Raw genomic sequence first — 24,408 nt, 5'->3', positions numbered from 1 at the left:
GGCCTAACAAGCGCTTACTTGGTACAGACCGGCAGAGCCCAAGAGTGCAGACCAAGGGCGAGTTATGGCAGGTGAAAAGGGATAGGCCGCCGGTCTCTAGCTGTTGGCGGATGGGGCGGTTAATCGGGATAAAGCTTAAGCAAGCTTCAATCCGGTTCCAACACCCGAAACAACATTTCCTTAACGGTCTGCGGGTCGAAAGGTTTGTCGCAAATCGCCGAGACCCCGGCTTTGTGGACATTGCTGAGGCGGGTTTCGTTTTCTTCGCTGGTGACCATCAAGATCGGTACGATGGAATTACCCAAATCCTGGCGGATGGTTTTTATCAACTGCTGGCCGTCCATCACCGGCATATTGTAATCGGTGACGATCAGGTCGAAGGCGTTTTGGTCACGAGCGAATACATCAACGCCTTCCTTGCCGTCCTGAGCCTGGGTGATTTTGACGATGCCCATATTGTTCAACACCCGGCTGATATGCTTGCGGGCCAGCGGACTGTCGTCAACCACCAAGACCCGCACGTTTTCGATGTCGTAATGTTCCAGGCTGATTTCTTGCGGATCGATGAACTCGATAGTGGCCCGTAAGGCGTTTTTCAAATCGTCGTGAGCGAAGGGCTTGGGTAGAATCGCCACCACGCCGGCCTGGCGGATGGTATCCAGCACCGCGAAACTCGATTCGCTGGAAATCAGCATGAAGGGGACATGGCTCAAAGCCTCGTCGCCGCGCAGATGCTCGACCAGTTCGGTAGCCATCATATCCGGCAGATACAGGCTGCTGATAATCAAATCCGGGCGATGATTATGCAAGCTTTCTAGTGCAGTTGCCGCATTGGCAACGCCTTCGATTTTGGCAATTCCTTCGTCACGTAAGTGCTGCATGATGACTTTTAATTGCGTGGCTGAAGGTTCAATCAGCAAAATCGATAAGTCGGCAATATCTATAGCATGCATAATCGTCTGGCCTGGTTAATGTTGATCGAAATTGCATCCTGCATGCGCCGGCTGGAAAAAAAATCCCCAAGGGTAGCCGGCGAGATTAAAATTGCGCGTTGGTTTGCCGGTAAACCGGCAACATTTCACGCTTCAGGATAGACCTAAACCACCATGATTCAAGAAACCCTCGTCACCACCGTCAATCTGCAAGGCGATACGCACATCGCGCCGATGGGGGTGCATGTTGAACAAGATCAATACATTATCTTGCCGTTTCGGCCCTCGACCACGCTGGATAATCTGCTGGCTAACAAAACCGCTGTCATCAATTATTGCGACGATGTACGGATTTTTGCCGGTTGTCTGACCGGGCGTAGGAACTGGCCCTTATTGCCCGCCCAACAAGTCGCAGGGTATTATTTAGCCGACAGCTTGGCGCATACCGAACTACAGCTTGTCGGAAGCGAAGACGACGACACCCGGCCGAAATTGTTTTGCCGCGCTGTGCACACGGTCAACCATAAGCCGTTCCAAGGCTTTAACCGGGCGCAATATTCGGTGCTGGAAGCGGCGATATTAATCAGCCGGCTGGATAGATTGCCTTGGGAGAAAATTCAAGCCGAGCTGGATTATTTGCGCATCGGTCTGGATAAAACCGCCGGCGAGCGTGAGCGTCAGGCTTGGGATTGGTTAATGACGGCTATTGAGCAACATCGCCGGGGAGCGCAAGTATGACCGCGATGTTGGCTAGCGTGAATAGTTTGGCCGAAGCTTTGTTGGTCGAGGCCGCCGCCGTCGACATTATCGATTTAAAACAACCGGCTCGCGGCGCGTTGGGGGCGTTGGACGTTGCCGAGGTTGCCGAAATTGTTCGCCACTTGCAACCGGGTAGCTGTGTTAGCGCCACTATCGGCGATTTACCGATGCAGCCCGAATTGATCCTGCCGGCCGTGCAAGCCATGGCGGCTACCGGGGTAAATTATGTGAAGATCGGTTTTTTTCCGGGTGGTGACTGGCAGGCCTGCATTGCGGGATTACAAACGCTTGCCGAGCAGGGAGTGGCCTTGGTCGCGGTATTGTTTGCCGATACCCGCCCGGATTTTGCGATGATCGATGCCTTAGCCAAGGCCGGTTTTCGCGGGGTGATGCTGGATACCGCCGATAAACAGCTCGGCTCGTTGACGCGGCTGATGACCCTGGACGAATTGCAGAGTTTTGTCGATAGAGTCGCCAGTCTGGGCTTGCTGAGTGGTTTGGCCGGTTCCTTGCGAGCCGACGATGTAGCGAGTTTAGTGCAGTTAAGTCCGGATTATTTGGGGTTTCGCGGCGCCTTGTGTCGGGAGCATTCCCGCACCGCGCAACTGGATGTCGCGCAAATCGACAGACTTAGACAACATTGGCGCGCTTTAGCGTATTGAATGAGCCTGCTGATGAATTGACAGTACCCATCGCACTATCGATAGAACATAACAATAACACTAGCCGCTAACAGACTTAAGTCTACATAATATTGGCAGACCGGCAAACAGCAAGGGAACACTGTGGAGCAATATAGCGAACAAAACCAGGCCAGGCCTCTGCTTTGGACGGTGCTACTACTTTTACTTGCGCAGTTGCTTAGCTTGTATTTTCCGCTATCGGAATCCTTGCGGCCGTTTGTCAGCCAATCCTTAGGCGTACATACCTTGATGGAAGGTTTTTCCATCGTGATTTCCGCATTGGTTTTCGCCGTGGGTTGGAGCGTTTATCAAAAGGAAAACTCCGCCGGATTCATGATGCTGGCCTGCTGTTTCTTAGGCGTGGCGGTCCTGGATTTAATGCATACCCTGTCTTTCAGTGGCATGCCGGCCTTTATCACCGAAAGCGATCCGGAAAAAGCTATCGCTTTTTGGTTGATGGCCCGCGCGTTTGCGGCGCTAGGCTTAGTGATGGGTTTGCTGGTGCCAAGCAGGCAAATATCACCGGTATCGCGCTCATTGATGTTGAGCGGTGTGCTGCTCTATATTGTTCTGGGTTGCTGGCTGGTGTTTTTCCATCAGGACTGGTTACCGCGCACCTTTGATGCAGTTCAGGGCTTAACGTCTGTTAAAAAAGCCTGCGAATATCTATTGGCCGGCGTCTATGCTCTCAGTGCCATCGGCTATTTACTCCAAACCCGCCGTCAACATTCTTACGATCCGGCTGGTTTGGCGGCGGCTGCCGCTATCATGGCCATGAGCGAGCTGTTCGTGACCTTTTATGCCAGCGTGACCGATTTATATATTTTGCTCGGCCACATCTATAAAGTAGTCGCCTATGGCCTGATCTACCGTTCGGTATTTCTCAACAGCATCCAACTGCCTTACCAGAGGCTTTATCAAGCCCATCAGGCGCTGTCCGGTAGCGAAGCCAAATTTCATGCAATTATCGAAGAGTCGCCAATTGCTTATGTACTGCATGATAGCCAAGGCAATATCAATTATTTGAACTCGGCTTTCGTGAAAACGTTTGGGTATACGCTAAGCGATATTCCGACCTTGGCGGAATGGTGGTGGCATGCCCATCCCGATGCCGAATATCGGCAGCAGGTCATCGCTAATTGGCACAGTTATCAGCGTGTTCCCCATTCCGCGGCCGAGTCCAGCCAAACCGCGGAATTGAAAGTGTGTTGCAAGGATGGCAGGTGCCGGATGGTGTTGGTTGACATCGTCTTATTGGGCGATAGCTTGGCAGGTAATCAATTACTGATTTTGCGCGATATTTCCGAACGGTTGGAAGCGATGCACAAACTAGCCGATTCGGTAAACATGCTGCAAACCGTCATCAACACCATCCCCAGCCGCGTATTCTGGAAAGACCTGAATTACCGTTATCTGGGGGCCAACTTAGCCTTCAGTAGGGATGCCGGGCTAGATAGCCCCGCCGAATTGATCGGTAAATCCGATGAGCAATTAGTTTGGCGAGATTTAGCGCACTTATATCGAGCAGACGATAAGCAGGTAATAGAGAGTAATACGGCAAAATTGAATTACGAAGAAATGCTAATGGGGCCGGCAGGTAAAACCATGCATTTGCGAACCTCAAGAGTGCCCTTACGTAATTTGCAACAACAGACTATTGGTGTGTTGGGTGTGTACGAGGACATTACCGCGCGGAAAAGCGCCGAAGAGGAAATGCAACTGGCGGCCTTGGTGTATTTGAACAGTAGTGAAGCAATGATGGTCACCGATGCCACGGGCACTATCATCACGGTTAATCCGGCATTTACCACGGTAACCGGATATTCGGCGGACGAAGTGATAGGCCGCGCCTTTGTCGGCGGCGCTACAGAGCCTCATGATCAGGCTTTCTACAAAACCGTCTTGCGGGTAATCAATACCAACGGTCAGTGGGCCGGCGAAATCAGCGGCCGTCGCAAGAACGGCGAGGATTGCATCCAGTGGGTAACTATCAACTCCATTCTGAATGAGAGCGGTGGTGTGCACAGGCGGGTGGCCTTGATCGCGGATATTACCGACCGGAAAAAATCCGAAGAATTGATTTGGCGGCAAGCCAATTTCGATCCGCTGACCGGTTTGCCGAATCGCAATATGTTTTTAGATAGGCTCAATCAGGAAATCAAAAAGGCTTTTCGGCATGGTAGGCATGTGGCCTTGATGTTTCTGGACTTGGACCGCTTCAAGGATGTCAATGACAGCATGGGCCACTTCATGGGGGACGTGTTGTTGAAGGAAGCGGCGCGGCGCATCAGCGGCTGCGTGCGCGATTGCGACAGCATCGCCAGGCTGGGCGGCGATGAATTCACCGTGATTCTCGGCGAGTTGGACCAAGTGGAAGGCGTCAACCGGATCGCCCGGAATATCTTGCAGGGCTTGGCGGAACCGTTTCGGTTGGGAAATGAGACGGCCTACATTTCCGGGAGTATAGGCATTGCCCTATATCCGGACGATGCGCTGGATACCGATTCTTTATTAAAAAATGCCGATCAGGCGATGTACGCCGCCAAAAATCAGGGTCGCGACCGTTACCAATATTTCACTGCCTTGATGCAGCAGAACGCCCAACTGCGCATGCGGCTGGCCAACGATTTGCACGGCGCGCTGGCCCGGCAGCAGTTTTTACTGCATTACCAACCGATCATCGAATTCGCTAGCGGCAGCATCGCCAAAGCGGAAGCTTTGTTACGTTGGCAGCATCCGACGCTGGGAATGGTTAGCCCGGCCGAATTTATTCCGGTTGCCGAAGATACCGGGGTTATCGTTGATATTGGCGATTGGGTTTTCGACACCGCTGTGCGTCAGGCCAAACAATGGCGGCAAACCTACCATCCGGATTTCCAGATCAGCGTGAATAAATCGCCGGTACAGTTCCGCAAGCAAGCCATGGAAGCCAATCAATGGATAGTCTTGCTGCGGGAGCTGGAATTACCAGGCCAGAGCGTGATAGTCGAAATCACCGAAGGCTTAATACTGGATGCCAGCAATAGCACTCGCGAACAATTGTTGGCGTTTCGCGATGCCGGCATGCAAGTGGCTTTGGACGATTTCGGCACCGGTTATTCGTCCTTGGCCTATTTGAAAAAATTCGACATCGATTACATCAAGATAGACCAGGCGTTTGTCAGAAGTCTGGTGGCCGGCTCCAGTGACATGGCCTTGTGCGAAGCCATTGTGGTGATGGCGCACAAGTTAGGCATCAAAGTCGTCGCCGAAGGTATAGAGACCCAGGAACAATACGATCTATTAAATCGAATGGGCTGCGATTACGGACAAGGCTATTTAATTTCCAGACCGGTTCCGGCCGATCAGTTCGAACTACTACTCGACAAGGCAGTAGCCCAAGCGCCGGGTGGCGATTAGCATATTTAGCCAATTACTAGGGCTAATGCTTTAGCCGCGTGTCACCGCCGCCAGCCTGATAAAATGCGCGGCATGAATACAACCTTGATGCAAATGACCGTGCTGATGCTGTGCGGTGCCGGTTGGCGGGTCTTGACGCCTAACCGTTTGTCGGCAGACCAGACCCGGCTGGTGTTAACCAGTGTGGTTTATTACTTTTTTATGCCGGTTATGGTGCTGGATGTGCTGTGGCGGGCGGATATTGGCTGGCAATCGTTACAATATTCAGCATTGGGTTCTATCAGTATCTTGTTGTCGATTTTGGCAAGTTGGCTGCTTGCTAAGTTGTTTAGATTTAAAAACCCGCAAACCGGGGCGGTGATTTTGGCGGCAGCTTTTCCAAACGTCACGTACCTGGGCTTGCCGGTATTGGAGCAGATTTTCGGCGACTGGACCCGGTCTTTGGTCATCCAGATCGATTTGTTTGCCGAAGCGCCGTTGGTATATACCTTAGGCATAATGCTGGCCCGCCATTACGGAGCAACCGGGGAACCAAAACCCAAATCGCTCTTGGCGTTTTTTAATGCGCCGCCGTTCTGGGCCGCTTTTGTCGCGGTCGTGTTAAACCTTAATCAGGTGCCGATACCGTTCTGGGTAGGTGGCTTACTGCAAAAATGTTCCGGAGCGGTGGCACCGTTGATGATTTTTTCTTTAGGCTTGGCGCTTAGTTGGCGGGATATACGTGTGCGCAACTTACCGTTCATCGCTCCCACCGCATTGATTAAGTTATGGCTGATGCCGCTGATTGCGTTGTGGCTGGCAAATTTGCTCAATTTGACCGGCCAGCCCAGGGCGGCGGCCGTGATGGATCTAGCCATGCCGAGTATGGTGATGGGCATCGTGTTATGCGACCGCTATAAGCTGGACAGCGGTTTATATGCGATGGCCGTGACGGTGACGACGGCCTTGAGTTTAGTGAGCTTACCACTCTGGTATCGGGTGTTATGAAACAGATAGCCGAAATATTCTCGCAAGGCGAGGAAATTGTCTGCGGGCAGACCGTGGACAGCAACGCCGCCTGGCTCTCCCAGCAATTGGTTGAAATGGGTTTTACCCTAAAACGCCATACTGCGGTCGGCGACAACCTGCAAGATTTGGTTGCGCTGTTTAGGGAGATCGGTGAACGGGCCGATTGCTGTATTTGCACCGGCGGCCTAGGGCCGACCAGCGACGATCTCACCGCCGAGGCGGTCAGTATTGCCAGCGGCCAGTCATTGCAATTCGACGCCCGGGCCTTTGCGGACATTCAACAGTATTACGCGCGTCGCAATCGAGTGATGCCGGAAGCCAATCGCAAGCAAGCCCTGTTGCCGCAGTCTGCGATGCGCATCGATAACGCTTACGGCACCGCGCCGGGCTTTGCCCTGCAATTTAAACGCTGCTGGTTTGTGTTTTTGCCGGGTGTGCCGTCGGAAATGAAGCATATGTTCACCACTCTTGTAAGGCAGCAATTACTGGAGCGTTTTGATTTGCAGCCGGAGTGTTTGGTTAGCCTACGCAGCATAGGTATAGGTGAATCGGCGATTCAGCAGTGCTTGGCGGATTTTGATTTGCCGGACGGCGTGCAACTTGGGTTTCGTGCCGCACCCGATGAAGTGCAGACCAAACTGTTGTTTGCCAGCAGTTTTCCCGAGCAAGAAAAGCGTGACTGTGTGGCCGCCGTTGCGGAGCGGATCGGCGATTACGTGTTTGCCATCGACGGCCTAAACGAAGCGCAAGGCGATCTGCTGGACGTCGTGAGCAAAGCCATGAGCCGGAAATCCTATTCCCTGGCCTTGCTGGAAACCGCCAGCCAGGGCCAGTTAGCCGCCAAATGCTTGGGATGCGACTGGCTGAGGCGCGTTGAAATTAATCTGGATTGGGGACGCAATACCGGTGCAGGTGAAGCGGGAGGCGGTGATGTACTGCCCATCGCCAAAATTTGGGCCGAACAACTCAAAGCCCGCGAGCAAACCGATTTTGCCTTAGTTCAGCTTTTTAGCGGCAGCGCCGCAGACTATCGGGATAAAGATAAAGCCATTGTCCTTTACAATGCCTTAGCCACACCCAGCGGCGTGGTCTCGACCCAGCTCAATGCCTATGGCGCCCTTAAATCCAAACAAAACCAGGCCGCCTTACTGGCGCTGGACTTACTCAGACGTTACCTACAAAACAAATGCCTTTAATCCGCTTAACCAATGTTTCCATCGCCTTCGGCACCCACGCGCTGCTCGATAACGCCGCCTTTCAACTCGACGCCGGTGAGCGGGTCGGCCTGCTGGGCCGCAACGGCGAGGGCAAATCAACCTTGATGAAAATCATCGCCGGCGATATTCATGCCGATCACGGCGAAATCTGGAAACAGCCGGAACTGCGTTTGGCTTGGCTGGAGCAATCGCCCAATCTGGAGGAAACCGAAACCATCTATGAAGCGGTGGCCGGCGGTCTGGGCGAATTGGGTCGGGTGATCGCCCGTTATCACGAATTGTTACACCACATGGACGGCAGTGAGCAATCGCTGCAAGCCTTGGGTGATGTGCAGCACAAACTGGAAGCCGACAACGGTTGGGAGTTTCAAACCCGTGTCGAAGCGGTGTTAAGCAAATTGCAGCTACCGGCGGACGTGCTGGTCGGCAGTTTGTCCGGCGGTTGGAAGCGGCGGGTAGCCTTGGCGCGGGCTTTGGTAATCGACCCGGAAGTGTTGTTGCTGGACGAGCCGACTAACCATCTGGATTTCGAAAGCATCGCCTGGCTGGAAGAGCAAATCCTGGCTTTTCAGGGCGCGGTGATGTTCGTCACCCATGACCGGGCGTTTTTGCAAAAACTGGCGACGCGGATTATCGATTTGGATCGCGGCCAGTTAACTTCCTGGGCCGGCAATTATCAAGACTATCTGGCGCGCAAGGCTGCGGCCTTGGAAGACGAAGCCAATCAAAACGCCGAGTTCGACAAGAAGCTGGCCAAAGAAGAGGTCTGGATCCGGCAAGGGGTCAAGGCCCGGCGCACGCGTAACGAAGGCCGGGTTAGGGCCTTGAAACGCTTGCGCGCCGAACGTTCCGAGCGGCGCAACACCCAAGGCACGGCCAAGCTCAGTTTGAACAAAGGCGAAGCGTCCGGCAAAAAAGTCGTCGAAGCCATCGATGTGAATTTTCAATATCAGGACAAACCCATCATCAAAGATTTTTCGCTACGCATCGAGCGCGGCGACAAGATCGGTTTGATCGGCAACAACGGCGCCGGCAAATCCACCTTATTGAAGCTACTGCTCGGCCAATTGCAACCCACCAACGGCACTATCGAATTGGGCACCAATCTGCAAATTGCGTATTTCGATCAATTGCGTGAGCAGCTCGACCCGGAAATTTCGGTGGCCGACAGCGTGCTGGATGGCGGCGAATTTGTCGATACGCCGGATGGCAAACGACATGTGATGTCTTACCTGGCCGACTTTTTGTTCGCGCCGGCCAGGGCGCGTTCACCGGTCAAAAGTCTGTCCGGCGGCGAGAAAAATCGTTTGCTGTTGGCGCGCTTGTTTACCAAAACTGCTAATCTGATCGTGATGGACGAACCGACCAACGATCTGGATTTGGAAACCCTGGAGATATTGGAAGAAAAACTGGTCGAGTACCAAGGCACCTTATTGTTAGTCAGTCATGACCGGGAGTTCTTGGATAACGTTGTGACCAGCGTGTTGGTGTTCGAAGGCGAGGGCAGGGTCGAAGAATATATCGGCGGTTACGCCGACTGGTTTGCCCTGATGGAGCAGAACAAAAAAGCCGAAGCGGTAAAAATCGCCGAGCAAGCCGTAAAAAAAGAAAAACCCAAAACCGGTCCGGCCAAGAAGCTTAGTTTTAAGGAACAGCGGGAACTAGAGCAACTGCCGGCGCTGATTGAGCAACTGGAAACCCTGCAAGTCCAGCTGACGGCGGAAATGAACGAAGCCAATTTTTATAAACAAAGCCCTGATGCCGTAGCCGCCAAGCTGGCGCAATTGCAGACTGCCGAGGCCGATCTGAGCCAGGCTTATCAACGTTGGGATGAGTTGGAAGCCATGCAAGGCTGAGGGTTTCCGGCCCGTAACTTGCCGCTAAGGTAGCCTCTCGATATTCAGCATCGCCACCAGCGTATTGGGTTGACCTTGTAAAAACTTGATGATCTCCATGCGGGCAGCGTCTGTGGCGATGTTTCGGGCTTGCATGGCACTCAACATATTGTCGAAAGCCTGGCGCCGTTTTAAACCGGCTGGGCTTTGATCGCGCCGACAGCCGAACTCGTCCATCAACGTGGAGCCGCAGCGGCAGTTTCTGAATACTTCCACTAGAATTAAGCCGTCGTCCTCGATGGCCGACCGTAACGATGAACGACCATGGGGCATGTCTTGGGTTTCGATAAAAAACTGCTCGGCCGAGATATATACGTAACCGCAACTGCGGCAGGTTTTCGGAAACGTTGAGTCCAGCAAGGCGCGTAAACCGTCGAAATCTTGAATATCCATACCAATAAACCTGAGTCTTGAAAAAACCGGCAGAGTAAATGCATTGTGCCATAATGCCAGAGGTCGGTAATCAGACTTGACCCTGCTAAGAATGGATCGCGGATGAGTATTTTAACGTGGAACGACCAACTGCTGGTCGGCATAGACAGTGTGGATAATCAGCATCGGCATCTGGTCGGGCTGATTAATCGGCTGGACGAACTAAACGCATTAGGCGCCGATCTGCAAACGGTCATCGATACCGTCAAACAACTGCTCGATTACTCGGTTTATCACTTTCAGCATGAAGAGCAACTGATGGCGGATGTAAATTTTAATCCGCGTTTGCTTGCCGAGCACCGCCAGCAACATCAAGATTTTATCGACAAAGTGCAGCAGGTGCAGATCGAGGCTCAAACGGATATTTCCGTCATTTCCAAGGATTTGCTGGATTTTTTGGTGGACTGGCTGTGCCACCATATTTTAAAAACCGACAAACTGATGGCGATCAGCCTAAACCAGGGTGTGGATGCCGCGCAAATTCTTATCGATAAGGATGAACATGTCGATATTTTGCACAGTAATTTGTACTCGGCCTTGCGGGAAAGCGAAGAGCGTTTCAAGGAACTTGCCGACCATCTCCCGGCCCTGATCTGGATCACCAACTCCAAAAACCTGCCGATTTTTTGCAATCGTTTCTGGTTTAAAACCTTCAATATCGAACGCGGTTTTGTCGACCGCCGGCAATGGCTGAACACGATACACCCGGATGATAGGGACAAGGTGGTGCAGACTTATCAGCAAGCCGCGCTGGAATTGACCAAGTTCAAGATTCAGTACCGGCTGTGTACCGCGGATGCCAAGGAAACCTGGATTTTGGAAACCGCCGTGCCCAGGGTGCGCAAGAACGGTAAATTTGCCGGCTTGATGGGCTGTGGGATGGACATCAGCACGCAAAAGCAGGCGGAAACCGCTTTGCTGAAACTGAACCAACAACTAGAAGAACGGGTTCGCGAACGCACCCAAGCGCTGACAGAGGCGAACCAGACTCTGCAGATGGAAAAAAACCAACAAACCCTGCTCAATCAGCAACTCCAGGAAACCCAGGCCCATCTGGTGCAATCGGAAAAAATGGCCTCGATCGGCCAATTGGCCGCCGGGGTGGCGCACGAGATCAATAATCCACTCGGTTATATTTATTCCAATCTAAATAGCCTTAAACAATACATACAAGAACTCACCAAGGCCGCCGAGTTGGCTGAGCGTCTGGCCGGGCAGTTGGCGGATAACCACCCGGACGCGCAGGCTTTTAAACAGTTTAAAAATGCGGTCGATCTGGATTTTCTGAAAGGTGACGCCGCCGATCTGGTGGAAGAGTCTCTGGAAGGCGCGACTCGCGCGAAGAAAATCGTCCAGGATCTACGCGATTTTTCCCGGATCGATAAGCAGGGCCGGGAAATGTTCGATTTGGAAGCCGGTATCGATGCCACCTTGAATATCGTCAACAACGAACTGAAATACAAGGCCGAAGTGGTGAAGGAATACGGCGGTATCAAACCTTTCGAATGCGTCGGTGCGCAGCTGAATCAGGTATTTATGAATCTGTTGGTGAACGCCGCGCAAGCGATTGAGGACTTCGGCAAAATTACGGTGCGAACCGGTTATCAGGATGCCGATTGGCTGTGGGTCGAAGTGGAGGATAACGGCCAGGGTATGAACGAAGCAACCCGAGCGCGGATGTTCGATCCATTCTTTACCACCAAGCCGGTCGGTAAAGGCACCGGCTTGGGCTTGTCGCTATCTTATAAAATCATCCAGGACCATCATGGTCGTATCGAGATAGATTCGGAAATCGGCCGAGGGACTCGGTTCCGAATTTATTTGCCGACCTGTACCCCTGCCAGTTAACGAATATCGCAGCCGTGCCATGACCGAGCTTTCCCAAGACCCGCAAACCGTTGCCAACTTATTATTCGTCGATGACGAGCCTAATGTATTGAAGGCCTTGCGACGCTTGTTTCGCGGTGCGGAATATCAAGTCTATATGGCGGAGGGCGGCGCCGACGGCCTGGAAATTTTGGCGCAACATCCTATCGATCTGATTATCTCCGACATGCGCATGCCGCAGATGGATGGTGCCGAGTTTCTGACCAGAGCGGCCGAACGCTGGCCAAATATCGTGCGGATTTTATTGACCGGCTATGCCGACATTGAATCGACCATCGCCGCCGTCAACAAAGGCAAAATCTACAGTTATTGCAGCAAGCCTTGGGAGGACAACGAGCTAAAAATTTTGGTGAACAACGCGCTGGAACAAAAGCGCTTGCGCGACGAGCGTCGGCAACTGTTCGATATTATCAACCGGCAAAATCAGGAGTTGAAAGAGCTGAACGCCGGTTTGGAAGACAAGGTCGAAAAACGCACCGAACAGCTGAGAAAGTCCTTGCAGCTGATCGATCAAGCCCACGATGCCTTGAAAAAACAGTATGCCGATTCGGTTAAGGTGTTCGCAAAAACCATCGAAATGCGGCCCGGCATCAAAAGCGGTCACGCCAAATATGTGGCGGAAAACGCCAGGGAAGTAGGGCGGCGGCTGGGCATGGATGCCGCCGCACTGAAGGATGTAGTGTATGCCGGCCTGTTGCTGCAAATCGGCAAAATGAGCTTGCCGGACAGTTTGCTGACCCAGGCTTTGTTAAGCATGAATAGCCAGCAACGCAAACGCTATTTAAACCACGCGTTGGAAGGGCAGGCGCTATTGAAAGGCCTGGAAACCTTGCATAACGCCGCCGAACTGATCGCCGCCCAATACGAACATTTCGACGGTTCCGGCCAACCTTTTGGTTGGGCGGGCGCGGAGATACCCTTGGGTGCCAGGATATTGACCCTGGTGCGCGACTATATCAATTATCTGGACGGCTCGATCACCGGCACCGCGATGACGACCGAGCAAGTGAAAGAGCGGCTGCTGAGCAAAAAAGCCAAGGACTACGACCCACTGGTGGTTGATACCTTCCTGGCGCTGCTCGCCGAATCGGAAACTGTCGACGAACGGCCGATAATCGAAATTTCCTGGACCCAGTTGCAAGCAGGCATGGAAGCCGCCGAGATTATTTGTAACGACGTCTTGTATTTAAAGAATCAGATTCTCAACGAAAAAAACGTCGAAGACATTCTTGAACTCAGGAAGCAAAAGAAAAATCTGATTTTGCGGGTGAGAATGGGCAGTGAGCGACAACGCGGTTAAATAAGCCGGAACGGTGGAAACCATTTTAGATAGGCAGGTAACTATGAGCAAAAAGCACCCACCCAAAGCCGATAAGCAGGTTTATAAAGACACTTTACAGCTACTGCAAGTGGAACTGGTCAAATTGCAGAATCACATCATCAAGCATGGCGACAAAATCCTGATTATCCTGGAAGGCCGTGATGCCGGCGGCAAAGACGGTACCATCAAGCGCATCATTCAACATCTCAGCCCCAGGGAAATCCGGGTGGTGGCACTGGGTAAACCGTCCGACCGCGACCTCAGCACCTGGTATTTTCAACGTTACACCCACCATTTGCCGGCCGCCCAGGAAATGGTGTTGTTCAATCGCAGTTGGTACAACCGGGCCGGCGTGGAGCGGGTGATGGGCTTTTGCAACGATGATGAATACCACGAGTTCATCGAAACCGTCGCTCACTACGAACAGCTGCTGGTGCGCTCCGGCATCAAGCTGCTGAAATACTATCTGGACATCAGCAAAGCCGAGCAAAAAGAACGCTTAAAGCAACGCCAGAAAGATCCCCTGAAACAGTGGAAAATCAGCCCCATCGACAAGGAAGCCCAAAAACACTGGCAGCAATACAGCGAAGCCCGCAACATTATGTTCGCCAGAACCCACCATTTATCCGCGCCCTGGACGGTCGTTAGATCCGACGATAAACAATCCGCGCGGATCAATATCATCAAAGATTTATTGTTTCGTTTGGATTACAAGGGCAAGGACGAAACGCTGGTCTTGCCGGATGCAAATATCGTATTTAATTACGAAGAAAGCTATTTGCACAATGGCATGATTGCGCCGTGAGGTGTAGATGGGAAAGGAGCTGGGTGAGGGCGATGAATTTCGAATTGCACCAAATTGTTTGCGTTGAAAGCCATATTCAAAAGTCGGGTGGGTAACGCTTTTCTGCCCACCATTTCGCGCGATTGCTTTAATTCCGCGTGTGCACAAAACCGTGCCCATCCTACCTGACTTGATATGCCGAATCGATTCAAGATGACATGCAGAAATTATTTAATCAGTTGTTAGCCATCTATATGCATGAGTTTGAGGAAATTGCACGTCCGGTCCTCTTCGAGTACAGCGATTCAGAATATACATATTGGGGCAAGGGGTCATCGTTTTTACTCGCAGATTCGAAGAATTACTTCTGGATTACAGCACAGCACGTAATGACGAATTTGGGAGGCTCAGCGGAAGCGCTCAGAATATTTCCGGCGGATAACTCGCGAAAATCGCTTCCATTTAATGAGAAGTACGTAATTAGGAAGGAAGGTGGAGACGATGAGGAGTACAAGGATATCTATGCTCTTCGTATTGACCTTGTAGCATTTGATAAATCTGGTGATACGCCATTGACGGCGCAGAATGTGGATACGGGTCTAATGTCGGCTGAGTCCCTGTCTGCGAACGACGAGCTGTGGATCATTGGATATGCAACTGAACGTAATTTCGTTAACTTTGAGGCACGAACGATCGAGAACACTAGAAGTGTAATTCGGGCCATTTATCAGGGCTATAGCGTCTCTGAGCATTGCCATGTTGCGAGGATCGAAACGTCAATCGGTCTTTCTAGCTTTGACGGGCTCAGCGGCAGCCCAGTCTTTTATATGCGACCATCAAGTAACGGTGCGCAAGATTTACAGTTTCCCATGCTGGTGGGAATGCTCCTGCGCGGGACAGCGGAAAGTTCAATGGTCCATTTCGTAAGTGCTCGTATTATTGTAGAACTAATCAGTTTGGCGAGTATTGATGACTAAAAATGGCCGGAGAGATGGAATCCTCATTCGTGCATTGGATAACCTGGTGATAAGCGAAGCGTCATCTACCCTACAGTTCTAGCATTAAGCGGGACCGGAGCAACCACTTGATAACGTAATTACCCCGGTCCCAGTCCTATTGCAATAAAAGACTTACTTAGCCCGTAGGGCGGATAAACGTAGCGTCATCCGCCATTGAAACTTAAATAGGTGGATGACGCTGAGCTTATCCACCCTACACTTCTAAAATGATGCCGGACCGGAGCAACTACTTGATAAAGTAATTGCTCCGGCTCCGAACTTTCTATAAGGAAAGACTTACTTAGCCGGTTCCGCAGGTTTAGCCGGGGCCGCTGCCGGAGCATCAACTTTAGCCACCGCCGCTTTTTCCTCAACCTGGGCTGCTTTTTCCGGTTCTGGCTTAGGTCCGATATAGCCTTTTTGCCAGGCGTAGGCGGCGCCGGCCAGCAGGATCAGCAAGAACACGTAGCTTTGCCAATGGCTTTGCTTTTCGCCGAACGGATCGACCATTTGCATTTCCGCGTCTTTCGGTAATTTGGCGACGCCGGTCAACAAGCGACCGAACGGGATGTTGATAAAGGCCTTGGCATTCACCGCCCAGCCGCAGGCATCCAGGACCGGCGCCAGATTGCGTTGGCGCAGTTTCAAGTAAGCGATGAACATGGACGGGCCGGAAATCGCCAGCATCACACCCACGATGGCCAGCGGCATTTGCCACCAAACCAAGCCCATGAAGCTACTCATCACGGCGGCCAGCGCGGTACCGATGGCGCCGATTGCCAAACCGATGGCAGCGAAAATCCCGGCGAATTTACCGACATCGAACGGGGCCGGCGGTTCCTTGCCTTGTCCGGCATTGGCGCCGGCTTCGGAAATGCCTTTAAAAGCATTGGCGTTAGCCGCTTTGTCGCGGGCCGCTGCACTTTTTTCCAGTTGTTCGTTAATCATCCGCGCGACGCGTTTGTACGGCGACCAGAAGGCTTCTTTGATACTGATCGGATTTTCGATAATTTTGACGATGGTCGCGTCCCAATCCAGGCCATTGCGGTCGTAAAACACGCCGTTGCGGCCGACGCGCAAATTGTCGCTGTCGCCGCCGGTAACCGCTGCGGCGATGGTCAGCGTTTCGTTACTGCCTTGCCGACGGCATACGCAGTAGGCCAGAAAGATTTTGCTCAGTTCGGCCAGTTTGCTGTGGCTGTCCACGTCATCCACTTTTACGCACAATTGACAACTTCTGCCGTCCAGATACAAGGTACCGGCCTGGAAAATAGCGTGCGGTTCGGCACTGTAAAAATCGCGAAACGACACGAAGTTATTTAATAAGGTGTAAAGATCGCGGTAGTAATGCAGCAAGCGCACGACCGAGTCGATGGCGGTGGCTTGCGGTTCCAAGGCCAGATCCTGTTCGATCAAGCCGGTCAATTTGGCTTGCGCATCGCTTTGCAACAGGGTTTTGATGCGCTCCAGCCCCAAGCTTTCGACGGCATTGGCGGGCTTTTTCTGCAACCAGGCCTGGTAATCAGCAAACTGACCGATCACGCTTTGCCATTGTGCGTCGGACAAGCTGTCCAAAGCGCCCAGCAGCGGTGTCAGCACCAGGGTTTTTAACTGTTCTATCGCAGACCGCCAAGCCGGATTCAAGCCGGCATTTAACGGCAAGTTAGCGCCGGCGGCGATAGCGGCCAGCGGCAATTTAGCCAGTTCTTCGTTGCTTGCCGACAAGTCGATGCCGGCCAGTTCTTCGTAGCGGCTGTCGGCTGGGTTCAACAACTCTGTCGCGCCGGTGTCGAATTCCGCCAATTGGCAGCGGGTAAAAAAATCGTCGATTTTCGGTTTTATTTGGGCCAATAAAGCCGCCGCCGCTTCGGTGTCGGCGATTTGATTGCGAATCCGCACGGCTTCGGCATCGCTCTGTTGCCACCAATCGAAGTATGCGCCGGCATCTTTAAAAAACTGCTCGATTTTTTCCAGATTAATACCCGGCTCGCCGCAGCGATCCTCAACCTCGCCCAAGCAGGCGATGATGTCGGTGATGGCTTGCTGGCCGGCTTCGTCGCCGGCGGCTTTAACCGGGATAATACCGTCACCGTTAAATTGAGTGTTGGCGAAGACCTTAGTCATGTCGGCCAGATCGTCGGTGGTTATTTCGGTCGCATCCGCCTTGCCCAGATTTTTTAAGATCTCGACGGCGGAGGCCAGTAGCTGTTGACCTTCTTCATCTTGATCGTTTATCGCCGCCAGCGGTAGGGTGGTCTTCTGTTGGATCAAATCGGCCGGGTTTTTCAGTACCTTACTTACCCAACGCACCGCCTCGATTACCTCATTGGCTCGGATGCGGCCATCGTTATCGGTATCCAGCAGCACCAATGTTTGGTTGTCGAAGAACAATCCGTGCGTCGGGCAACTCAGTGCCGCCCATAATTTCTGATCCAGTTCCGGCAGTCCGATTAAATCGCTACCGCGTTTCAATTCAACCTGATCGAAACCGCCGAGTCTGGCAAACCGCCATTTTTCGGCAACATTACGGCTGGATATGGGCGTCATTGTGTGTCTCCTGAGTTGAGTAGTTTTTGTTATGTCTATCACGAAATTTCGCTAGTTTTACAGACTTGGGTCGCTTGACGCAACTTGCTTTGTTGGGTTGCAGGCCGGGCAGGAGACTTGCAATAACTCGCCGCTATGTCTATGCCTTAAAGGACGGGCACGGCCATCCAATTGGTTCATATCTTGGTAAAGCCGGTTTTCGTGATTGATCACTTCGCGTTCGTGCTCGAATGGGTATAAGGTTTGGGCCATGCCGCCGCCGTCAATAAAATGCTGGCTATCCAGCAACATCAATTTGGCATGCAGCAATTCATGCAGTAAGGCGTCGGCGGGCGAGATGCTGCATGCGGGTGTGCTGTCGCAGCCCGGATCGTTCAGCAATTGCGCGCCCAAACGGGTGTCGAAGTAAATCGTCACGCTATCCACCCCAAATTGATTGCCAAAGGCCTGAGTTTGCCAGGTATTTTGCCGGTATTTGAGGATGAGTTTTTGGCCGCGCAGTTCGCTGAGCAAATTCACGACTTGCGGGTAATGCGAAAAATAGTCGGCCATGACTGCCAAGTCTGCGCTGATATTGGCCGGATCGCTGGACTCGGCCTGATAGCTAGCGCTGAGGAAATTGGCCATTTCCGCTTTTGCCAGCGGATCGCTGTTCAATGTGGCCTGCTTTTGGCTGTAAGCGGCCATCACCTCTGCGGCGCTCGGCGGTTTCCGCAGGCGTAAGCGTATCGTCGCTGTGCCGTCCTGATCGACCGACAGCTTGGCCTGCATCGCATTGACCGGCTCGGCCAGTTGGCTGGCGACTGCATGCACGGCGTTGACCGGCTGCAAATCGTTGGCGGTTACGATGCGCGAAGAGCCCATCATGCTTATGCAAAAACTTAGCACCAAACTGACTTCACGGCGGCGGTTATGCAGAATGGAGCTATCGTCGCGCTGCCGGCTGTCTTCTTTTAGATAAATACCGTAGCGCCGGGCGATTTCAGCCAACTCGGCATATGCAGCGGTGGCATCGTGGCTCAGGCCAGCTTGACATACCAAAGCCGGTTTGCCGCCGATTAAGCAGGGATGCAGGAAGTTGCGGTCTAACGGCTGTTGCAAATACCAGCGATTTAAATCCCCGGCTAATTTATCGATTCCCTCGATGCGATCCGCTGCGCCGGCAAAGGCCTGTTCCAGGGTTGTTAGTCCATTCATGTGCTTAGTTGATGTCGGTGGATTTATGGCTTCCGGTCAACTCTAACAGCGCTTGGGGGCTGCCGGCAAGTCGGATGCCGGCGCGGATTGGGCACTATCGCGCCAAGCTGGGATTGTCATAAAACAGTCATGTTTTCCCAGCATAATCCAACCATGATGAAATTTGCCGGTTTTTCAAAATTCGCTTTCGATTGGAAAGCAGCGGAACGAGAAGTGGTGGGTGGCGCCTATCTGCAATGGCTTGCCACAGCCCTGGCTACGGTTTATTTGCTTGGGGTGTTGTATGTAAATCTGTCCACCGCGTTGGCGGGCATAGATCGGACTTCGACAGAGGCTGCTGCCTCGGTGCTCAGCGAAGCGGCCGCGCAAAATCCGCCCATGGATTTGTCGGAAATCGCCACCTGGCATTTGTTCGGGCAAAGCCCAGAGAGCTTGTCGGATAAGGGCGCCGTTGCGGAGACGCAATTAAAGCTCAAACTGCTAGGCATCATGTTTTTATCCAAGAACCCGGAAAATGCCAGTGGCATCATTCAAGCCGACGACGGGCAGCAAAAGAAATATAGGCTGGGCGACGAGCTGCCCGGCGGCGCGGTGTTGCAGGCTGTTGAAGCAGACCGGGTCTTGCTAAAGCGTGGCGAACGCCAGGAATCCTTGCTGTTGATAAAAGATAGCATCCACGAACCAACCGCCACCGAATAATCCCCTCCCTTGTAAACTGCAAATGAAAACACGCTTGTTGCTCGGCTTCCTGCTGGCCATTTTCTGCCCGATGCTGCTGGCGGAAAAAGACGAATTTTCGCTGAATCTAAAAGATGTCGATATTCGTGCACTGATCGAAACGGTTGCCGATGTCACCGGTAAAAATTTTATTATCGATCCGCGCATCACCGGCAATATCTCGGTGGTGACTTCCACGCCGATGAAGTCGGCACAGGTTTACGATGTATTCCTGTCCATATTAAAGGTGCACGGTTACTCGGCGATTCCGAACGGCAACGTCGTCAAGATTATTCCGAATGTCACCGCCAAGCAGGACGGTGAGGAAAGCGAGTTGCGCGGCAATCCGCAGAACGGCGACGAGCAACTGACCAGGGTGTTGCAGGTGCATCATGTCGATGCCACGCAACTGGTACAGACCCTTTTGCCGTTGATGCCGCAATACGCGTTTATCGGCGCGGTGCCGGAAAGTAACACCGTGATCCTGTCCGATACCGCAGCCAACGTTAAACGCTTGGCGGCGATGATCAAGCAAATCGATAAAAGCGATTTGCAAAACATTGAAATCATCAATTTGCGACACGCCAATGCCGCGGATTTGATTCAACCATTAAACACATTAATCACCGGCAGCAACGCCGGAAAAACCACGCCGGTCGCACCGCCAATGGTGGCCGACGAACGCTCGAATTCAATTATTCTCGGCGGGGAGCAGGAGATGCGTTTGCAGATGCGCGCCTTGATCGCCAATCTGGATACGCCGATGGAAAAATCCGGCAATACCGAAGTGATTTATATGCGTTATGCTGTGGCCAAGGAATTGGTCGAAACGCTGACCGGGGTGGGGTCTTTGAAGGATGAAAAAGCCGATCAACCAAAAACCAAAGCCACTACCAGTAAAGACTTCGATATTCGCGCGGATGAAGCTGCTAACGCGTTGATTATCACCGCGCCGCACGATTTGATGGCGACCTTGAAATCGGTGGTCAGACAATTGGATGTGCGCCGCGCGCAGGTGCATATCGAAGCGATTATTGCCGAAGTCAGCTACGACAAATCGCAGAATATTGGCGTCGAATGGCAAACCAAGGAAGACGGCAGCGTATTTGCGGCCAGCAGAAAAGGGGAGGGCAACTCGCTCGATCTATCGCAATTTATTTCCTCCGTCGGTAAGGGCTTGAGTATCGGTTATTTGGCAGGCAGCGAGTTAAAAGCCTTGTTGACCGCGTTTGCCAACGATACCGACGTCAACGTGTTATCCACGCCGTCGCTGGTGACGATGGACAACGAAGAAGCCAACATGATCGTCGGCCGCAACATCCCCTTAACCACCGGTCAATACACACCTTCCGTCGGCGGCAGCCTGAGTACCCCATTTCAAACCATCCAACGCGAAGACATAGGTATTAAACTCAAAGTTTTGCCGCAGATCAGCGAAGGCAATGCGGTCAAATTAAAAGTCGCGCAAGAGGTTTCTAGCGTTGTGCAAGGCACTACCGGTGCGGATTTGCAGACCAATAAACGCAAAATCGAAACCAGCGTATTGGTCGATGACGGCAAGGTGTTGGTATTGGGCGGCTTGATCCAAGACGACATCACCGAAACGGTGGATAAGGTGCCGCTGTTGGGGGATATTCCTTATCTGGGCTACTTGTTCCAAACCAATTCGACGACTATCACCAAAAAGAATCTGATGGTGTTTTTGCGCCCGCAAATCATCAGGGATGCGGGTAAATCCAGCGGCTTAACCCACGACAAATACAATTACATCCGCGACAAGCAACAAGAGTTTAACCAGGACGGCGTGCTGTTGATGCCGGAGCAGAAACAGCCCTTGCTGGACAACTTATCGGACGACAATTCGGCTGTAGAAGACAATCGCGGCGAGGCTGGCGGCAATGGCAACCGCTGAACCGACAGCGCCAGCGCCGACCGATAACAGGCTGCCGTCTTACGGTTTTGCCAAACGCCACGGCGTGATCGTTGCGGAGTGTTCCGCACAGCAGGCGCGTATCGTCTATCAACCTAAAGCTCCGGTAACGGCTTTGCTGGAAACCCGGCGCTTCGTGGCTAGACCGGCCAGTTTCGAAGCGGTCGGCGCGGAAGAGTTCGAGCGCTTGCTGCAAGCGGTGTACGAACACAAAACCGGCCATGCTCAGCAGATGGTCGACGATATGCAGGACAATCTGGATTTGTCCGAGATGGCCCAGCACTTGCCCAAGCCGGAAGACTTACTCGAAAGCGAAGACGAAGCGCCGATCATTCGTTTGATCAACGCGCTGCTCACCGAAGCCATCAAGGAAAACGCCTCGGACATTCACATCGAATCCTACGAAAAACGCATGGTAGTGCGGTTTCGGGTGGACGGCACCTTGCGGGAAATTATCGAGCCGCAGCGCGAGTTCGCGCCCATGGTGATTTCCCGGCTTAAAGTCATGGCCAAGCTGGACATCGCCGAAAAGCGCTTGCCGCAGGATGGTCGTATCTCCTTGAATATCGGCGGCCGCACTGTGGATGTGCGAGTCTCGACTTTGCCTTCCGGCCACGGCGAACGGGTGGTGCTGCGCTTGCTGGACAAGCAGGCCAACCAATTAAGCCTGAAGCAAGTCGGCATGTCGGATTACGAGCTGAACAGCATTCAGCAGATGATTGCTAGGCCCCACGGCATCATTCTGGTGACCGGGCCTACCGGTTCCGGGAAAACCACCAGTTTGTACGCGGTGGTTAACCAATTGAATCAACGCAGCCGCAATATTCTTACCGTCGAAGACCCTATCGAATATTACCTGGACGGCGTCGGCCAAACCCAGGTGAACACCAAGGTGGACATGACTTTTGCCAAGGGCTTGCGGGCGATTTTGCGGCAGGATCCGGACATCGTCATGGTCGGCGAGATTCGCGACCGGGAAACCGCCGAGATTGGCGTGCAGGCCAGCTTGACCGGCCACTTGGTGCTATCGACCTTGCATACCAATACCGCCGTCGGCGCTATAACCCGGCTGCGCGACATGGGCATAGAGCCTTTCTTGTTGGCCTCCAGTTTGGTCGGCGTGATAGCCCAGCGGTTGCTGCGCAAACTGTGTCCGCATTGTAAAAAACCGGAACAGGTGCCGGAACAGGATTTAGCCAAGCTGGGGTATCGCAGCGAAACCGGCGAGCCTGTTACTGTTTATCAAGCCCAAGGCTGCCCGCAGTGCCATAACCACGGTTACAAGGGCCGGGCTGGTATTTTTGAAATGATCATGCTGGATAGCACGATGCAACAGCTGATCCATGATGGCGCCGGCGATCTGGAACTGGAACGGCATGCCCGACTTTCCTCGCGCAGCATCCAGCAAAGTGCGCTGGAAAAAGTGCTGAACGGCGATACCAGCATCGACGAAGCCATCCGTATCACCTTAAAGGATTAATCTGGTATGGCGGTCTTCGAATATCAAGCGCTGAACGGCAAGGGCAAGTCGGTTAAAGGCACACTTGAGAGCGACACGATCAAAACCGCGCGCCAACAATTGAAGGCCAATGATTTAACCCTGCTGGACATTCAGGAAGTTCATAAAAAAGAACGCAGCGGTCAGTCGCCCTTATTGGCGCAAAACATCGGCATGCGCGCACTGGCGCACATCACTCGGCAGTTGGCGGCTCTGTTGAAGTCCGGCTTGGCGATTGATGAAGCCTTGGGCATTATCGCCAGGCAACTGGAGTCGGCGAGGGCCAGAAGGATATTGCTGGCGATCAGAAGCCGAGTTCTGGAAGGGCAAAGTCTGGCCGTGGCATGTCAGGCATTTCCCAGTACTTTTCCGCCCCTGTACCGCGCCACTATCGAAGCCGGCGAATCCTCGGGCAAGCTGGATCAGGTGCTGGAAAAACTGGCCGATTATCTAAGCGACAAAGGCCAACTGCATCGCAAGTTACAAATGGCCATGATTTATCCGGTGTTGTTGTCGTCGGTGTCCGTATTGGTGGTCATCGGCCTGTTGGCGTATGTGGTGCCGGAAATCACTGGCGTGTTCGACAAAATGGGCCACGAGTTGCCGGCTATTACCCGGGCCTTAATTAGTTGCAGCGATTTTTTGCAGAGCAATGGCTTGCTGTTGCTGGTCATCGCGGTGGGCTTAACTGTCGCGGCGAAGCTGATTTTGCGCCGGGAGCGGCCGCGCATGCTGTTTCACCGTTGGCTATTGACCATGCCTATTACCGCCCGCTTTTCCAAGGGCTTAAACACTGCCCGCTTTACCCGCACGTTGGCGATTTTGACCAATAGCGGTGTCGAGCTGCTGGAAGCCTTAAAAATCTCCAGCCAGGTGTTGTCTAACAACGCGATGCAGCAAGCAGTCGCGCACACTGCGATCCGCGTCCGCGAAGGGCAGAGTTTGAACAAGGCGCTAGAAGCCAGCGGTTTCTTCCCGCCGGTGACGATACATTTGGTCGCCAGCGGCGAAGCCAGCGGGCAATTGCCGCGCATGCTGGAAAGTGCCGCCGACGATCAGGAGCGCGATATTCAGGCGCTCACCGAGTTGACCATGGGTTTATTCGAGCCGGCTCTGATTTTGTTCATGGGCCTGGTGGTGCTGACCATCGTGTTAGCCATTCTCTTACCGATTTTTGAAATGAACCAGCTGATTAGATAGGTGT

At 52.9% G+C, this 24,408-nt stretch carries 18 protein-coding genes; 14 read left to right on the top strand and 4 right to left on the bottom strand.

The features are described from left to right. Positions 1–146: 146 nt before the first annotated feature. Positions 147–953 carry a response regulator gene (locus tag METH11B_RS0105760; RefSeq protein ID WP_026601210.1) on the bottom strand — a complete coding sequence of 269 codons (807 nt, stop codon included), beginning with the start codon at positions 951–953 and terminating at the stop codon, positions 147–149. A gap of 153 nt (positions 954–1,106) precedes the next feature. Between METH11B_RS0105760 and METH11B_RS0105750 the strand changes: the two genes are divergently transcribed. From METH11B_RS0105750 to METH11B_RS0105725, 6 genes are all read left to right on the top strand, one after another. Further along, entirely contained in the window at positions 1,107–1,670 is a 564-nt protein-coding gene (locus tag METH11B_RS0105750; RefSeq protein WP_026601209.1) for a DUF447 domain-containing protein, read from the top strand. Further along, on the top strand, positions 1,667–2,353 hold the full coding sequence (locus METH11B_RS0105745) for a (5-formylfuran-3-yl)methyl phosphate synthase (RefSeq protein WP_026601208.1): 687 nt from the start codon (positions 1,667–1,669) through the stop codon (positions 2,351–2,353). Before METH11B_RS0105750 ends, METH11B_RS0105745 begins: the two co-directional genes overlap by 4 nt. Positions 2,354–2,476: 123 nt before the next feature. Continuing rightward, positions 2,477–5,773: a bifunctional diguanylate cyclase/phosphodiesterase gene (locus METH11B_RS27650; protein WP_026601207.1), complete on the top strand. Its 3,297-nt coding sequence runs from the start codon at positions 2,477–2,479 to the stop codon at positions 5,771–5,773. A 72-nt stretch (positions 5,774–5,845) separates the two neighbouring features. After that, on the top strand, positions 5,846–6,760 hold the full coding sequence (locus tag METH11B_RS0105735; protein ID WP_036276945.1) for an AEC family transporter: 915 nt from the start codon (positions 5,846–5,848) through the stop codon (positions 6,758–6,760). After that, complete coding sequence (locus tag METH11B_RS0105730; protein ID WP_026601205.1) at positions 6,757–7,977, top strand: competence/damage-inducible protein A; 1,221 nt, start codon at positions 6,757–6,759, stop codon at positions 7,975–7,977. The genes METH11B_RS0105735 and METH11B_RS0105730 overlap by 4 nt, the downstream gene beginning before the upstream one ends. Continuing rightward, on the top strand, positions 7,968–9,854 hold the full coding sequence (locus METH11B_RS0105725) for an ATP-binding cassette domain-containing protein (RefSeq protein ID WP_026601204.1): 1,887 nt from the start codon (positions 7,968–7,970) through the stop codon (positions 9,852–9,854). Before METH11B_RS0105730 ends, METH11B_RS0105725 begins: the two co-directional genes overlap by 10 nt. Before the next feature lie 24 nt (positions 9,855–9,878). Here METH11B_RS0105725 and METH11B_RS0105720 read toward each other — a convergent pair whose 3' ends face one another. Beyond that, on the bottom strand, positions 9,879–10,286 hold the full coding sequence (locus tag METH11B_RS0105720) for a hypothetical protein (RefSeq protein ID WP_026601203.1): 408 nt from the start codon (positions 10,284–10,286) through the stop codon (positions 9,879–9,881). A gap of 102 nt (positions 10,287–10,388) precedes the next feature. Here METH11B_RS0105720 and METH11B_RS0105715 point away from each other — a divergent pair, with 102 nt between their 5' ends. From METH11B_RS0105715 to METH11B_RS0105700, 4 genes are all read left to right on the top strand, one after another. Then, entirely contained in the window at positions 10,389–12,173 is a 1,785-nt protein-coding gene (locus METH11B_RS0105715) for a bacteriohemerythrin (RefSeq protein ID WP_026601202.1), read from the top strand. A gap of 19 nt (positions 12,174–12,192) precedes the next feature. Further along, positions 12,193–13,512, top strand: a complete 1,320-nt coding sequence (locus tag METH11B_RS0105710; protein ID WP_026601201.1) for an HD domain-containing phosphohydrolase — start codon at positions 12,193–12,195, stop codon at positions 13,510–13,512. Between the two features lie 43 nt (positions 13,513–13,555). Then, positions 13,556–14,338, top strand: a complete 783-nt coding sequence (gene ppk2 / locus METH11B_RS0105705) for a polyphosphate kinase 2 (RefSeq protein ID WP_026601200.1) — start codon at positions 13,556–13,558, stop codon at positions 14,336–14,338. Between the two features lie 197 nt (positions 14,339–14,535). Next, on the top strand, positions 14,536–15,294 hold the full coding sequence (locus METH11B_RS0105700) for a hypothetical protein (protein ID WP_026601199.1): 759 nt from the start codon (positions 14,536–14,538) through the stop codon (positions 15,292–15,294). Positions 15,295–15,612: 318 nt separating this feature from the next. Here METH11B_RS0105700 and METH11B_RS0105695 read toward each other — a convergent pair whose 3' ends face one another. Both METH11B_RS0105695 and METH11B_RS0105690 read right to left on the bottom strand, forming a co-directional pair. Further along, entirely contained in the window at positions 15,613–17,862 is a 2,250-nt protein-coding gene (locus tag METH11B_RS0105695; protein ID WP_026601198.1) for a hypothetical protein, read from the bottom strand. Between the two features lie 57 nt (positions 17,863–17,919). Then, on the bottom strand, positions 17,920–19,059 hold the full coding sequence (locus METH11B_RS0105690; protein WP_026601197.1) for a hypothetical protein: 1,140 nt from the start codon (positions 19,057–19,059) through the stop codon (positions 17,920–17,922). A gap of 153 nt (positions 19,060–19,212) precedes the next feature. Here METH11B_RS0105690 and METH11B_RS0105685 point away from each other — a divergent pair, with 153 nt between their 5' ends. The 4 genes from METH11B_RS0105685 to gspF are packed head-to-tail and all read left to right on the top strand — an operon-like array spanning position 19,213 to position 24,404. Beyond that, a complete protein-coding gene (locus METH11B_RS0105685) occupies positions 19,213–19,758 on the top strand; it encodes a type II secretion system protein N (protein ID WP_197026932.1) in 546 nt (181 codons plus the stop codon). A gap of 22 nt (positions 19,759–19,780) precedes the next feature. Further along, positions 19,781–21,688, top strand: coding sequence for a type II secretion system secretin GspD (gene gspD / locus METH11B_RS0105680; protein ID WP_026601195.1), 1,908 nt, complete (start codon positions 19,781–19,783; stop codon positions 21,686–21,688). Continuing rightward, on the top strand, positions 21,675–23,186 hold the full coding sequence (gene gspE / locus METH11B_RS0105675) for a type II secretion system ATPase GspE (RefSeq protein ID WP_026601194.1): 1,512 nt from the start codon (positions 21,675–21,677) through the stop codon (positions 23,184–23,186). Before gspD ends, gspE begins: the two co-directional genes overlap by 14 nt. Before the next feature lie 6 nt (positions 23,187–23,192). Then, positions 23,193–24,404 (top strand): type II secretion system inner membrane protein GspF, encoded by a 1,212-nt coding sequence (gspF, locus tag METH11B_RS0105670; protein ID WP_026601193.1) that lies wholly within the window; start codon positions 23,193–23,195, stop codon positions 24,402–24,404. The last annotated feature ends 4 nt before the right edge of the window (positions 24,405–24,408 follow it).

It is taken from the genome of Methylomonas sp. 11b (assembly GCF_000515215.1).
GTDB lineage: Bacteria > Pseudomonadota > Gammaproteobacteria > Methylococcales > Methylomonadaceae > Methylomonas.
The sequence above is the reverse complement of the archived record's forward strand: the minus strand, read 5'-3'. Positions and strand labels throughout refer to the sequence as shown.